Genomic DNA, 13,565 nt, shown 5'->3' with positions numbered 1-13,565 from the left:
ATAATGAAGGTTCAAGAAGGTAATTTATTAGGTAGCGGTAAGAAATTTGCTATTATCGGTTCTCGTTTTAATGAGTTCATTACTTCCAAATTAATTGGTGGCGCTGAAGATTGCTTATTACGTCACGATGTAAAAGAAGAGGATATTACTGTTATTTGGGTACCAGGTGCTTATGAAATTCCATTGATTGCTAAAAAAGCGGCTTCATCTGGTAAATATGATGCAGTTATTTGCGTTGGTGCCGTAATTCGCGGCGCTACTACTCATTATGACTATGTATGTAATGAAGTAGCTAAAGGTATTGCTCATGTTTCTTTAGAAACTGGTATTCCTGTTATGTTCGGTGTAGTAACTACTGAAAATATTGAACAAGCTATTGAACGTGCTGGTACTAAAGCGGGTAATAAAGGTTATGATTGTGCCATGGGCGCTATTGAAATGGTTAACCTTATCGATCAATTCTAAGAAGACTATCAAAAACACTCAGTATTCTATAGTACTGGGTGTTTTTATAATGTCGAAAATATGTTCTTTTACATTAAATATAGACTAGCCGAACATATATTCTCTATAATTTGAATGTACATATTTGACGTGATATACTATATAAGCAATATAAAAATATATCTAAATAGCTTAAGTAGATTAAGTAGAAATAAGGATTGATAGAATGGATTATATAAAACGTTTTACTACCCGAGAAGGGGTTCGTATGTCTTTAGCTGTAACAACAGATACAGTTGAAACTGCTCGTGTACGTCATGATTTATGGCCTGTAGCAACTGCGGCTCTTGGTCGTGCCATGACAGGCGCTATTTTATTAGCTGGTGATTTTAAAAACCATGAAAATGTAAGCCTTCGCATTAAAGGTGATGGTCCACTAGGCGTAGTTCACGTAGATGCTTTTTCTGATAATACGGTTCGAGGATACGTAGATGAGCCACATGTAGATGTACCTTTGAAGCATGCTGGCAAGCTTGATGTAGGCGCTGCAGTAGGTTATAATGGAGAAGTACAAGTTACGAGATTTACACAATTGGCCCAAGACTATACCTCTACAAGCCCGATTCAAAGTGGGGAAGTTGCAGAGGATTTAGCATACTATTTATATGCTTCTGAGCAAGTACCGTCTACCATCAGCCTTGGCGTATTGGTGGATCCAGATTACCATACGGTTGTAGCAGGTGGTTTTATCGTACAAGCTTTGCCTGATGCTACTGATGAAGCATTAGCGCAAGTAGAGAAAAACATTAATGAACTAGGCCCTGTTACAGAATATTTGAAAGCACATCCAGATGGTAAAGGTCTTATGGAACACGTTCTTGATGGCTTAACTGTTAATGAAGTATATAATGAGCCTGTTAGCTTCCAATGTCGCTGTGGTCGCGACCGCTTTGCCGGTGTTCTTATGACATTGCGTGAAGATGATAAAAAGGCTATTCTAGAAGACGAAACTACAGAGCTTGTATGTCATTACTGCAATGAAAAATATCACTTCAGTCGTGAAGAACTTCAAGATATGTTCAAACCAAAAGGTCCCGTACAATAATTACTTTTAAGAATTAAATAACCTATACAAAAATTACAGGCTATATGGTTTTTCCTATAGCCTGTTTTTGTATTCTATGAGAAAATAAAAGATAAGAGTTATTACTATTAGGAGGTCACAATGAGTGCAATTGGCGTAATTGGTGGTACTGGCGTTTATGATCCGTCCATCTTTGAAAATATTCATGAAGAATCCTTAATGACACCATTTGGTGAAATAGATTATGTACAAGGTACATACCACGGAAAAACAGTAATCTTTGTTGCTCGTCATGGCAAAGATCACACAATTCCTCCACATAAAATCAATTATCGAGCTAATATTTGGGGGCTCAAAAAATTAGGTGTTACATTCATTATCTCTACGACTGCTGTAGGTTCTTTGAATGAAAACTTTAAGCCTGGTCATTTCGTTTTGACTGACCAATTCTTAGATTTCACTAAGAACCGCATCACTACATTCTATGAAGGTGGTGACCGTCCAGTAGCACATCTTGATGTAACAAATCCTTATTGCCCAGAATTGCGTGCTATTCTTCAAAAGGTTGGCACAGAACAAGGTCTTACAATTCATAACGGTGGTACTTATGTATGTACTGAAGGTCCTCGTTTTGAAACACCGGCGGAAATTAAAATGTTCCATATGCTCGGTGGTGATACAGTTGGTATGACGAATGTACCAGAAGTAAATCTCGCTAATGAAGCTGAAATGGCTTACGCTACAATTTCTATGATTACTAACTATGCAGCAGGTATTTCTGAAGCTGCCTTGACGCATGGTGAAGTAGTAGAAATGATGGGTGAAATGGCGGCTCAACTTAAATCTCTTATCTTGGGTGCTATTGATGCAATCGATGTAGACGCTCGCTATGATGCTCACAATCGCATGCATGAATATGGTGGTTTCAAATTATAATCCATTCATCCTAGAAAACAGTAGTTCATCGAAGGAGATGCTATGATTAATATTGAATGGCGTAAAGATACGCTAGTATTATTAGATCAAACTAAATTACCAACAGATATTTCCTATGTGCACTGTACTGATTGGCGCCAAGTAGCTGAAGCAATTAAGATGCTTCGCGTTCGTGGGGCTCCAGCTATTGGTGTAGCAGCTAGCTATGGTTTAATCTTAGCGGCTATGGAAGCAGGTCGCCAAGAGGCTCCATTTAGTGAACAATTAACAAGTCTATACGACTTTAGTGAAACATTAAAGGAAACACGTCCTACAGCAATCAATTTGGCATGGGCTGTAGATCGTGTTATATCTCTTGTAAAAGCTAATGTTACAAGTATGTCCTCTATGAGTGAAGTAGTAGACCTTATTACTAAAGAGGCTATTATCATTCACGAAGAAGACGTATCTTTGAACCGTCGTATGGCCGAAGCAGGGGCTACATTATTTGAAGGTAAGAAAAATATTCGTATCTTAACCCATTGCAACGCTGGTGCACTAGCTACTGGTGGTCTAGGTACTGCTCTAGGCGTTGTCCGTAAGCTTCATGAAAATGGTCAACTAGAACGGGTATATGCGGATGAAACACGGCCATTATTACAAGGCGCTCGTCTTACTGCTTTTGAGCTTCATGAGGATGGCATCCCTGTAACCTTAGAAACAGATAATATGGCTGCGTATGCTATGCAACAAGGCCTTATCGATGCTGTTATTGTCGGTGCAGACCGGATTACGACAAAAGGTGATGTAGCTAATAAAATTGGTACTTATGGTGTAGCCGTTCTCGCTAAATTCCATAACATTCCGTTCTATGTAGCCGCACCATATAGCACATTTGACTTTACCTTGGAAAATGGTAGCGACATTCCTATCGAGATGCGCGACGATTATGAAGTAACATCTTTACATGGTGTTCAAACAGCGCCTAATGGCATTGGTGTACTAAATCCTGCATTTGATGTAACACCTCATGAACTCGTAACTGCTATCATCACCGAAGAAGGTGTATTGACTTCAAATTACGAAGAGTCAATTGGTAAGCTACGCCAAATTGTAGAATCTAAATAACGAATAAATCCAAGTGGGTTTACTATCAAATCTTTATATTAACTATATCAACTCATATTAGTAAAAGGAGTTATTATGCAATCCTTAATTCGAGATATTAACTTAGCAGCAGAAGGTCGTAAAAAAATTGATTGGGTTTCTAACTTTATGCCTACTTTAAATACATTAGGTGATCGTTTTGAAGCTGAACAAACTTTCAAAGGCCAAACTATTGTTGTTAGTGTTCACTTAGAAGCAAAAACAGCTTATCTTGCCACTGTTTTGAAACGTGGTGGTGCTGATGTTATCGTAACTGGTTCTAATCCATTGTCTACACAAGACGATGTTGCCGCTGGCCTTGTAGATATGGGTATCACTGTATATGCTTGGTATGATTGCACAGATGAAGAATATTTTGATTTCCTTCATAAAGCATTGGATCATAAACCGCATATCATCATCGATGATGGTGGTGACCTAGTAAACTTGTTACATACTACACGGCAAGACGCTAAAGAACGTCTTATCGGTGGTAGCGAAGAAACTACAACAGGCGTACATCGTTTATACGCATTAGAGAATGCTAAACAATTAACATTCCCTATGATTGCCGTAAATGACTCTTACTGTAAATATCTTTTCGATAATCGTTATGGTACTGGTCAATCCGTTTGGGATGGCATCATGCGTACTACTAACTTAACTGTAACAGGTAAAAATGTTGTCGTTGCTGGTTACGGCTGGTGCGGTAAAGGCGTTGCTATGCGTGCAAAAGGCCTTGGTGCTCATGTATATGTAACAGAAGTAGATCCAATTAAAGCCGTTGAGGCTGTATTTGATGGCTTCAAAGTGTTACCTATGATAGAAGCTGCTAAAGTAGGCGATATCTTCTGTACTGTAACAGGCTGTAAAGATGTTATTGTAAAAGAACATTACGAAGTGATGAAAGATAAAGCCATCATGTGTAATGCAGGTCACTTTGACTGCGAAGTAAACGTAGCTGAACTAGCTGACCTTGCTATAAGCCATGAGCGCGTTCGTCAAAATATCGAAGGCTATACTATGGCTGATGGTCGTAAACTTTATGTATTGGCTGAAGGTCGCTTAGTTAATCTTGCAGCTGGCGATGGTCACCCTGCAGAAATCATGGACCTGTCCTTTGCTATGCAAGCTCTTGCTGCAGAGCATATCTTGAAAAACGGCAAAGAAATGGAGCCAAAAGTATATGTATTGCCTCATGAATTAGATGTGGAAATCGCTAAACTTAAATTGAACTCCATGGGCTATGATTTAGACTCTTTAACACAAGAACAAATCGATTACTTAACAAAAGTAAACTAATATTGAATAGAAATGTAATAGTAAATGATAGGCTTAGGTGTATTATTACTACTATAAACTTTCAGAATTAATAACTATAACCGAGCTATTATGGCTCGGTTATACCTATGAGGGAAGACTATGTCTGATTTATTGATTACTCATGTAGACGTTCTCACCGATGAGGGCGTTCTTAAAAACCATGCCATTGAAATTGAAAATGGATATATTACAGCTATTTTAAATGACAGTGAAGCTACTAAGGCAAAAGATACTGCTAAGGAAGTGCTAGATGGTAAAGGCCAATTAGCAGCGCCAGGTCTTGTAAATACGCACACTCATATTGCGATGGGCCTATTTAGAAACTATGCAGATGATCTTGAGCTTATGGACTGGCTTGAAACAGCAATTTGGCCAACAGAAGCAAAATTAAACGACGATTATGTCCGTTATGGCACACAACTTGGCATTGCCGAAATGTTGCGCACTGGTACTACAACCTTTAGCGATATGTATTTCTTTATGAATACTACCGCTGAGGTGGTAAAAGAAACTGGCATTCGTTCTGTATTATCTCGTGGCTTAGCAGGTGTTTCTCCCACAGCAGATCAAGCATTAGTTGAGAATGCTGATTTATTCCGCACTTGGAATGGCTTTGATAATGACCGCATCAAGGTATTATTAGGACCACATGCGCCATATACTTGTCCAGATGCTTATATGGAGAAGGTTATTTCCTTATCTCATGAATTAAACTGTGGCATTCATATGCACTTGTCCGAAACCAAAGGGGAAGTGGAGAATGTTATGAAAGCTACAGGTAAAACTCCAATCGCTCATATGCATGACCTAGGTTTATTCTGGAATACTACATTGGCCGCACACTGTGTTCATGTTACAGACGAAGATATGGCAATTATGGCTGAAAATAATGTAGCAGTAGCACATAATCCACAATCTAACCTTAAATTAGCAAGTGGTATTGCACATGTTCCTGAAATGATTGGTAAAGGTATTACTGTTGGGCTTGGTACGGATGGTTCCGCATCTAATAATAATGCGGACATGCTTGAAGAAGTACGCCTTGCTGCTACCTTACATAAAGCACGTCTTTACGATCCTAAAGCTATTCCTGCACAAGCAGCTTGGCATATGGGCACTGTAGAAGGAGCGAAAGCACTTGGTTATACAGACCTTGGTGTATTAGCGAAAGGCTATCGTGCAGATATCGTGCTATATAACGTATCTGGTATGCACTGGATGCCTCGTTACAACGATTTAGCAGCACTTGTATACTCTGCAAACAGCTCTGATGTAAATACTACAATTGTAGGTGGCAAAGTTCTTATGAAAAACAAAGAATTGCTTACTATTGATGAAGAAAAACTTCGCGCAGAAATTACTAAGGCTCAAGCGTATTTCAGTAACTAATATTAGTAAAAATTATATCTGTAACAGATTTGCTTTTTGCTGTCTATTGTAGTATTTTTCAGGTTTGTATTTAAATAATATAAGTTTGTATGCGAGGTACTGCTATGCTAAAAAGAATACTTCAATACCTTTCACTTTGTATCGCCTTAGTTAGTTTATTGATATTAGCTGGTTGTAGTAGTAATAGTGCGTCTTCTCAGTCTAAAGGACCTGAAGGGGAATGGATTGCTTACTCAGGCTATACCGTTCAAAATGTAGTGAGTGCTGTTGACACGCCTATTTTTACGATGAATCTTACAGCTCGAAATGATAGTAAGACGATTTATACTGCAGATATGAAAGCTTATAATTATCAATATACGACGCCTGAAAAGAGACCTGTAATTGAATCTACTCAAATGGTAGGGGATATAAAGGAAGCTCGTCTAAATTATATTACGGAACTTACACTTGTAATGAGTGCTAACGATATAGTAGGTAACGCAGATAGCTCGAATTTAAATACAATTAAGATGGATATTAGGGACATACCAAATACTGATCTTATTTATGATTCAAAAACAGATACTATTAAATTTATGGATCAGACCTTTAAACGAGTAAGCGATACGAACAATTTACAAACATTGGCCGATGCGTATAAGAAAGACCTTCAAGTAGCTTCTAATAAATATTTAGAAGAGATTGGGAATGCAGCAAATCCTAAAACAAAATTTATAACAACCTATAACTTTGATGACTCTATCATTAAAGACAATAAGAAATGATTTATAAAAGAAAACCCACTTCTATTATGATATATTCCTTTATTAGATACTTAATAAAGGGGGGATATATCATATGGAGTGGGTTTATTTTGTAATGTTTTATTTTTAATGTTATTTTATTACTTTCACCAAGAACATTGGTACAGGAATATAAAATTCATCTTCTTCACTGTAAATACGAGTTCCTACTATGGAATCAATGGTGACAGAGCTAGCACCTAATTTTGTGAGCACTTCTTTGTCCCATTGAGGACGTGTAAAGGATGAAATTTCAAGCATATGATAAATAGTATGGCACCGCTCTTTTAATTCATTGCTTACATGTTCATGAGCGTGATGAACCGATTGTGGTAAGTCATGGTGATTGCGAGCATGTTCCGCATCATAATTGAGGATTAAACCACCTGGACGAATGATACGTAACCATTCAGCATAGGCTTTATCTGGATGTGGTAAATTCCATGTTACATTGCGGGCCACAACAATATCAAAGGTATTGGAATCAAAGCTGAGATTTTCTGCATCCATAACGGAGAAGGTAGCATCACAATCAAGGGATTCTGCTAGTTGATTTGCTTCGTCTATCATATTAGGCGTAATATCGATGCCGTGCACTGTATGTCCTAGTTGAGAGAGGATAATACTAAAGAAGCCTGCACCACAACCAATATCTAATATACGTAAAGAGCGATCAGAATCAAAGATATGACTTGTTAGTTCATCTCTCCATAATTTAAGTTTAGGGCTTTCTAATTCTTTAGCTCGTAAGGCTCCAAAATCGTGAGCTCGATCTGTCCAATAGGATGTAATAAATTCTTTATCGTCCTTCATAGGATGGTTATGTTCAAAAATATCGTTCATACGTAAAATCTCCCCATATTCTATAGTGTTTATAGTACCATAAAATATGAATAAACTATACAGCAAAAATCACATTTATACTATAAATACATAGGGGTTGATATGTTATAATATTTTTATATTTTGTTTAATGAAAGGGCAGAGCTATGATATTACAAACTGGACAACGTACAGATATACCTGCCTTTTATGGTCAGTGGCTAATTAATCGTATACATGAAGGTTACGTAGACGTTCAAAATCCTTACAATCCACTACAAGTAACGCGTTATACTATTAATCACGAGGTAGTAGATGGTATTGCTTTTTGTACGAAAAATCCATTGCCATTTATACCATTACTAAATGAAATTAAAGATTATCGGCAATATTGGCATATGACCATAACCCCTTATGGGCGTAATATTGAGCCCTATGTACCGCAATATGAGGCTGTAATAGAAGGCTTTAAACATATTTCTAATGACCTAAATCCTCAGTCTATGGTGTGGCGCTATGATCCAATCATTTTAACTAATGACTATACAATAGATTTTCATTTTGAAAGCTTTTATAAAATGGCAAAGTCCTTAATGGGCTATACCGATACAGTTATTGTTAGTTTTTTAGATATTTTTGATAAAGTAGCTCATAATTTTCCTAAAGGCTATAGACCAAGTTTAGCTATTCAAAAGAAGATCATTAAAGAATTAGTATCTATAGCTCATTCTCATCATATGATACTTAAAACCTGTGGAGAAGGGGACGTTTTCAAAGAATTAGGTGTTAATACGGAAGGCTGTCTTACACTAGACTGTTATGAACGAGCTTGGAATGTAACATTAAAAGCACCGAAACGTACACCAGCTAGACCTGAGTGTAATTGTTATTTACATGGGGATATTGGCGCTTACGATAGCTGTAGTCACTTCTGTCGTTATTGTTATGCCAATACGAATCAAGCTACAGTTCGTCAACATCGAATGCAACATGATCCAAATTCTAGCTTACTAATTGGCACACTTTCAAAAACAGCAATTATTAAAGAAAGTACGGAAAAGAGCTGGGTTGTAGACGAAACTTTTACACAAGAGAGTCTATTTTAACTAGAATTACGAGGAATTACGAAACTCAAATCGTTGACGTATCGTGTAAAATATAAACAAAAGGGTTGGGGCACCTAAAGAATATAAGAGAGTTAAACGATTTTTAATTGTTTATGTATTATTACAAGGAGGTGGATTATGATTACCTATAAAACTGATAGTAAAGAATCTTTACAATCATCTGAATCGTCTATGCCAGTACTAGCTATGTGTTACGATTTTGATAAAACCTTAACCCCTGATGATATGCAGGCACAAGGTTTTATTCAATCTGTTGGCTATAACGAAGAGCAAATTAAACAGTTCTGGCAAGAATCGAATGAATTGGCTAAAAAGAATGATATGGATAATAATTTAGCCTATATGTACAAGATGATTCAAGAAGCAGTAGGTCATTTCTATATAACGAAAGAAAAGCTCATGGAATATGGCAATCAAGTAGAACTATACGAAGGTGTTCGTACTTGGTTTGAACGTATTCGCGATTATGGCTTAGAACATGGTGTACGTATTGAACATTACATCATTTCCTCGGGCTTAAAAGAAATGATTGAAGGCACTGAAATGGCTAAAGAAGGGGCTTTTACCAAAATCTATGCTAGTGCATTCTTGTTTGATGATAAAGGCGTAGCCGTATGGCCTGCACAAGCTATTAACTATACAAATAAAACACAGTTTTTATTCCGCATACAAAAAGGGATTCTAGATATTAATGACACAGGCGTTAATGATTATATTAAGCCTGAAAATCAACGAGTGCCGTTCCGCAATATGATTTATATTGGGGATAGCGATACAGATATACCATGCATGAGCCTTGTAAATGCCAATGGCGGTCATTCTATAGGTGTATATGATCCTATTAAAAAGGATAAAGATAAGGTCTATAAAATGATGCGTCATCACCGTATCCGGTATTATGCACCAGCAGATTATTCAAATGGTTCAAAGCTAGATACCTTAGTAAAGCAAATTATACGTAAAACAGCAGCCTACGAAGTATTAGAGGGCGAATATATTCATTGTAAATACGAAGCAGAGGAGTAATATGGATAAATCTAAATTAACTAGCGAATGGATTCAAACATTTAACAGATTAGGTTCTGAAGGCAAATTAAAACCTACCGTACCATACCATGATTTATTTAACCGTAAAGAACTAAAAGGATTCCCTTTGCATACATTGCCTATGTGGACTGTAAACTTCCCAACAGGTCATATTACATGTTGTGACCCTTTGGTAACGTTACCTAATAAACCAGACACGTATATTAGAACAGTAGAACCAGGTACGTATTTGTTAGAAACAAAAATAATTGAAATGGAACCTAATGAATATCGATATGTAGCTAGCCGTATTGTTTTTAGTGGTAATGAGCCTGTGAACTATGAATTAGCATTAAAAGGTACAGAAGATATTGAAATTCTAGATGATGGTGAAAGCTTCATCGGTTTTCCAGTAGACTCTGGTCTTGCTACGGTTGTGGATGCTGAAACGATTGAGACCTACAGAAAGTTCTACGATCAATGGCATACTAACTATCCTGATAAGAATATTTACGATGATTACTATAGTGATTTATTCCAATTAAATGCTATGGCATATCCTCAATACCAACGATCTAAAGGGGACTGGATTAATTTTACAATTCCTGAAACAGAATTAACAGTACCAATGATTCAATCAGGCTTTGGTGATGGTTTATACCCTGTATACTGGGCATTTGACAAAGATGGTCAAATCTGCCAACTTATCATGGAATATATTGATTGCAGTGAAGCATATCAGTAATATTTACTTTTGTAATCCCATTAATCAAATATAATTGAATGTAAATAAGGCGCTTAGATAACTAAGCGCCTTTTATAGTATCTTATTTAGTTTAGAGAGTTAAATACCAAAGATCCAGTTTACAAGTACACGAATAATACTTAGAGCAAGAACGAGTTCCGCAAGGAATCTTAAGGAACTTTCCATACCATTACCTAAATGCTTTAAACCGCCAATTTTGGCTTTACTTACAATGTCACACCAGCACATATAATACCTCCATAAGAGTTGATATGATTAAATTAGATAGTTTATATGCTTATTTTACATCTTAATTCTAAAAAATTCAATATACAGTTTTGATAAATAGTAAATTTTTATTTACATAGTTATAATGTTTAAGTGTATATAAAGGAATCATTTAATGAAAAGAGTTAAATATGGTATTATGAGATTAATTATTATTGTGTTGTGTAATGGAGAGATATATGAGAAAGTTTATATTAGGTTTAGCTATAGCATTGGCTGCATGTAATATAACATCTGCAAAAGAATATATTACATTAGAATCTCCAGCTGGTAATACTATCGTTGATGAAAAAGGGAGTTGGATACTTGGTCCCTATGATAACTTACACGTAGACTATATGAAAGAATCTAATAAATTTGTATATGGATCATTTTATGAAAATGGACAAAAACGGTATGTAAATTTAAGTGACATAGCCTATTTACCAGCAGGCTATGAATATGAATTTGATTATCATTATGCAAGGGCATTGACTGATGGAGGTTTTAAATTAGTTAACTCCAATGGTACTTATGCCATTAATGACGTAGTACATATGTATAGTGCTATCAATGATAAGTTAATATTAGGAAAGAAAGGGGACTATTGGTATCTATATAATAAAACTGATGGCGTTCAAATTATGGAAAATCCTATAAAGGATGGTTGGGATAATATTGAATTTTACTGGTCAAAAAATGATAAGAAAAATTTATTTGAAATACATACTGCCGATGGTTTAATCAAATACGTAACAGATGAGGGCATATTACTAAGCGAAAGTGAAGCTCTGAACCTAATACATACAAATAACTATGAGAAGTCCACTACAGGTGATGGTACTGGATATGGTGACTTTTCTAGGGAGAAGTTTTTCAGTAGATTACCCTCAAATGAATATGTTTTATTTACAGAAATAGATAAAAAGGGTACTACATTGTATGGAATGAGAACTAGTGAGAATACGTTAGTAATTCCTGCAGTATATACATCAATCAAACATTTAGGTAAAAAGTTTGACTACTTTGTAGCTACTGATAAAAATCATAAGTATGGAATTATTGATTCCCTAAATAAAATAGTTGTTTCTTTTGAATTTGATTCCTATGAACGATTAAGTGATCGTAGTTTTGTATTAAAGAATTCTAAAGGTGTACAAATATTTAATGCCCATTTAGGTAATTTATATAATGATGGATATGATAGTATAGATACAACAAAGCCTAATTATGTATTAAATAAAGTGACGACCGCAACCAAAGGCCAAAGAAAATATGTCATAGATACTAACTCAGGATATGAATTATTCCAACTACCGAATTATGATGACGATATAACATCATTTTATAAAGACTTATATGTTTATAAGTCTAATGGCAAATATGGTCTAATGGATTATGAAGGCCATATAGTCATTGAACCTAAATTTGATAAAGTCACCATAGATGAGCCATTATTAGCTGCATATATTAAAGAAATGGAATCCTTTGATAAATAATGAGTACATATCTTGTTATTTTTAGAAGTAACTTACATAAACTAGCTTATAGAAATATAGGCTAGTTTTTCTTTTGTTTTTTAATTACTTCCGATAACGATATATTATCGGAAGTAATTATAATAAGAAAATTGGGCCTAAATGGCCCAATCCCTTATGTTATATGGTTTTTTAGCTTATTAAGGTTATTTACGTTTAAATGTATACGGTTCGTATTCTACATCATTATTACGGTTTATCCACCAGTTCCAACCAACTCTTGCTAACTTCCAAGCTATGAACCCTACGATGATCCCTAATACTAAGCCTGTTAATACATCTGTTGGATAATGTACAAATAAGTAAACTCTAGAGAATGCTACTACTACTGACAATACCAAGGCTAAAATCCCTAAATATCGCTTCTGAGGTGCTATTTGGCTCAAGCCTAGGTAAATGGTCATGGCAGATGCAAATGAACCAAAACTATGGCCTGATGGGAATGAAAAACTTGTCGCTTTTGGTAAAGCTGACTCTAATGGTACCGTAACATTCGGAAAATCTACAAATGGTCTTAACCGAGCCACATTAGGTTTTAATCCTTGGTCACCGATGATAAATACAAATCCTAAGGCAATAATTATGGCTACGCCTAATACGCGGTATTTTTTTTGAATCATCAATAATAATGCGATTAGAATCCATAATGCGCCATTACTAGTGATTTTAGATATAATTGCCATTATTGGCGTTAAAAAACTATATACAAGGTGTTCATGTACATAGAAAATCACAGAGTGATCAAATTGTAAAATTGAGTCCATAACTTCCTCTTCTATTTTAGTAAATGATAATTATTGAGAATAAATTGATAAATTTTCTTTGTCATTGAGATATCTACTTTTACATACTGGACTATGTATCAAATGATTTCTCATGTATAGTTCAAATAATAGCCTAAACTATTTGTATCGTATGGTCAATAGTTTAGGCTATATTTAATAAAATCTTTAA

Annotated in this window: 14 protein-coding genes; 11 read left to right on the top strand and 3 right to left on the bottom strand. The window is 35.6% G+C overall.

What is annotated here, in order from left to right; genetic code table 11:
* Positions 1-3 precede the first annotated feature (3 nt).
* The 7 genes from ribE (at position 4) to VEHSUH06_RS05245 (ending at position 7,068) form a co-directional block, all read left to right on the top strand.
* On the top strand, positions 4-465 hold the full coding sequence (gene ribE / locus VEHSUH06_RS05275) for a 6,7-dimethyl-8-ribityllumazine synthase (protein ID WP_105098035.1): 462 nt from the start codon (positions 4-6) through the stop codon (positions 463-465).
* 205 nt (positions 466-670) lie between these two features.
* A complete protein-coding gene (gene hslO, locus VEHSUH06_RS05270; protein ID WP_105098034.1) occupies positions 671-1,549 on the top strand; it encodes an Hsp33 family molecular chaperone HslO in 879 nt (292 codons plus the stop codon).
* Positions 1,550-1,669: 120 nt separating this feature from the next.
* A complete protein-coding gene (gene mtnP, locus VEHSUH06_RS05265) occupies positions 1,670-2,464 on the top strand; it encodes an S-methyl-5'-thioadenosine phosphorylase (protein WP_105098033.1) in 795 nt (264 codons plus the stop codon).
* 42 nt (positions 2,465-2,506) lie between these two features.
* Positions 2,507-3,571, top strand: coding sequence for an S-methyl-5-thioribose-1-phosphate isomerase (gene mtnA, locus VEHSUH06_RS05260; protein ID WP_105098032.1), 1,065 nt, complete (start codon positions 2,507-2,509; stop codon positions 3,569-3,571).
* 75 nt (positions 3,572-3,646) lie between these two features.
* The gene (locus VEHSUH06_RS05255; protein ID WP_105098031.1) at positions 3,647-4,891 is read left to right on the top strand and encodes an adenosylhomocysteinase; all 1,245 of its coding nucleotides are present in this window, start codon (positions 3,647-3,649) and stop codon (positions 4,889-4,891) included.
* Between the two features lie 120 nt (positions 4,892-5,011).
* Positions 5,012-6,301, top strand: coding sequence for an amidohydrolase (locus tag VEHSUH06_RS05250; protein WP_105098030.1), 1,290 nt, complete (start codon positions 5,012-5,014; stop codon positions 6,299-6,301).
* 104 nt (positions 6,302-6,405) lie between these two features.
* The gene (locus VEHSUH06_RS05245; RefSeq protein ID WP_105098029.1) at positions 6,406-7,068 is read left to right on the top strand and encodes a hypothetical protein; all 663 of its coding nucleotides are present in this window, start codon (positions 6,406-6,408) and stop codon (positions 7,066-7,068) included.
* Between the two features lie 111 nt (positions 7,069-7,179).
* On the opposite strand, the gene VEHSUH06_RS05240 is transcribed toward VEHSUH06_RS05245, so the two are convergent.
* Positions 7,180-7,929 carry a class I SAM-dependent methyltransferase gene (locus tag VEHSUH06_RS05240; protein ID WP_105098028.1) on the bottom strand — a complete coding sequence of 250 codons (750 nt, stop codon included), beginning with the start codon at positions 7,927-7,929 and terminating at the stop codon, positions 7,180-7,182.
* Positions 7,930-8,075: 146 nt separating this feature from the next.
* Here VEHSUH06_RS05240 and VEHSUH06_RS05235 point away from each other — a divergent pair, with 146 nt between their 5' ends.
* The 3 genes from VEHSUH06_RS05235 to VEHSUH06_RS05225 all read left to right on the top strand — a co-directional run bounded on the left by VEHSUH06_RS05235 (position 8,076) and on the right by VEHSUH06_RS05225 (position 10,806).
* Positions 8,076-9,014: a DUF1848 domain-containing protein gene (locus VEHSUH06_RS05235; RefSeq protein WP_105098027.1), complete on the top strand. Its 939-nt coding sequence runs from the start codon at positions 8,076-8,078 to the stop codon at positions 9,012-9,014.
* A 138-nt stretch (positions 9,015-9,152) separates the two neighbouring features.
* Positions 9,153-10,061, top strand: a complete 909-nt coding sequence (locus VEHSUH06_RS05230) for an HAD family hydrolase (protein WP_105098026.1) — start codon at positions 9,153-9,155, stop codon at positions 10,059-10,061.
* 1 nt (position 10,062) lies between these two features.
* Positions 10,063-10,806 (top strand): DUF4241 domain-containing protein, encoded by a 744-nt coding sequence (locus VEHSUH06_RS05225; RefSeq protein ID WP_105098025.1) that lies wholly within the window; start codon positions 10,063-10,065, stop codon positions 10,804-10,806.
* 99 nt (positions 10,807-10,905) lie between these two features.
* On the opposite strand, the gene VEHSUH06_RS10740 is transcribed toward VEHSUH06_RS05225, so the two are convergent.
* Positions 10,906-11,055, bottom strand: a complete 150-nt coding sequence (locus tag VEHSUH06_RS10740) for a hypothetical protein (protein ID WP_199179727.1) — start codon at positions 11,053-11,055, stop codon at positions 10,906-10,908.
* Positions 11,056-11,273: 218 nt separating this feature from the next.
* Between VEHSUH06_RS10740 and VEHSUH06_RS05220 the strand changes: the two genes are divergently transcribed.
* Positions 11,274-12,572, top strand: a complete 1,299-nt coding sequence (locus VEHSUH06_RS05220) for a WG repeat-containing protein (RefSeq protein WP_105098024.1) — start codon at positions 11,274-11,276, stop codon at positions 12,570-12,572.
* A gap of 185 nt (positions 12,573-12,757) precedes the next feature.
* Here VEHSUH06_RS05220 and VEHSUH06_RS05215 read toward each other — a convergent pair whose 3' ends face one another.
* A complete protein-coding gene (locus VEHSUH06_RS05215; RefSeq protein WP_105098023.1) occupies positions 12,758-13,375 on the bottom strand; it encodes a phosphatase PAP2 family protein in 618 nt (205 codons plus the stop codon).
* Between the last annotated feature and the right edge of the window lie 190 nt (positions 13,376-13,565).

Source organism: Veillonella sp. S13053-19 (assembly GCF_002959835.1).
Taxonomy (GTDB): Bacteria; Bacillota; Negativicutes; order Veillonellales; family Veillonellaceae; genus Veillonella; species Veillonella rogosae.
This window is presented reverse-complemented; position numbering and strand designations above follow the sequence as displayed.

Excerpts from the sequence above, each read along its gene's own strand:
- ribE (WP_105098035.1), top strand. The coding sequence starts at position 4 with ATGAAGGTTCAAGAAGGTAATTTATTAGGTAGCGGTAAGAAATTTGCT.
- hslO (WP_105098034.1), top strand. The coding sequence starts at position 671 with ATGGATTATATAAAACGTTTTACTACCCGAGAAGGGGTTCGTATGTCT.
- mtnP (WP_105098033.1), top strand. The coding sequence starts at position 1,670 with ATGAGTGCAATTGGCGTAATTGGTGGTACTGGCGTTTATGATCCGTCC.
- mtnA (WP_105098032.1), top strand. The coding sequence starts at position 2,507 with ATGATTAATATTGAATGGCGTAAAGATACGCTAGTATTATTAGATCAA.
- VEHSUH06_RS05255 (WP_105098031.1), top strand. The coding sequence starts at position 3,647 with ATGCAATCCTTAATTCGAGATATTAACTTAGCAGCAGAAGGTCGTAAA.
- VEHSUH06_RS05250 (WP_105098030.1), top strand. The coding sequence starts at position 5,012 with ATGTCTGATTTATTGATTACTCATGTAGACGTTCTCACCGATGAGGGC.
- VEHSUH06_RS05245 (WP_105098029.1), top strand. The coding sequence starts at position 6,406 with ATGCTAAAAAGAATACTTCAATACCTTTCACTTTGTATCGCCTTAGTT.
- VEHSUH06_RS05240 (WP_105098028.1), bottom strand. The coding sequence starts at position 7,929 with ATGAACGATATTTTTGAACATAACCATCCTATGAAGGACGATAAAGAA.
- VEHSUH06_RS05235 (WP_105098027.1), top strand. The coding sequence starts at position 8,076 with ATGATATTACAAACTGGACAACGTACAGATATACCTGCCTTTTATGGT.
- VEHSUH06_RS05230 (WP_105098026.1), top strand. The coding sequence starts at position 9,153 with ATGATTACCTATAAAACTGATAGTAAAGAATCTTTACAATCATCTGAA.
- VEHSUH06_RS05225 (WP_105098025.1), top strand. The coding sequence starts at position 10,063 with ATGGATAAATCTAAATTAACTAGCGAATGGATTCAAACATTTAACAGA.
- VEHSUH06_RS10740 (WP_199179727.1), bottom strand. The coding sequence starts at position 11,055 with ATGTGCTGGTGTGACATTGTAAGTAAAGCCAAAATTGGCGGTTTAAAG.
- VEHSUH06_RS05220 (WP_105098024.1), top strand. The coding sequence starts at position 11,274 with ATGAGAAAGTTTATATTAGGTTTAGCTATAGCATTGGCTGCATGTAAT.
- VEHSUH06_RS05215 (WP_105098023.1), bottom strand. The coding sequence starts at position 13,375 with ATGGACTCAATTTTACAATTTGATCACTCTGTGATTTTCTATGTACAT.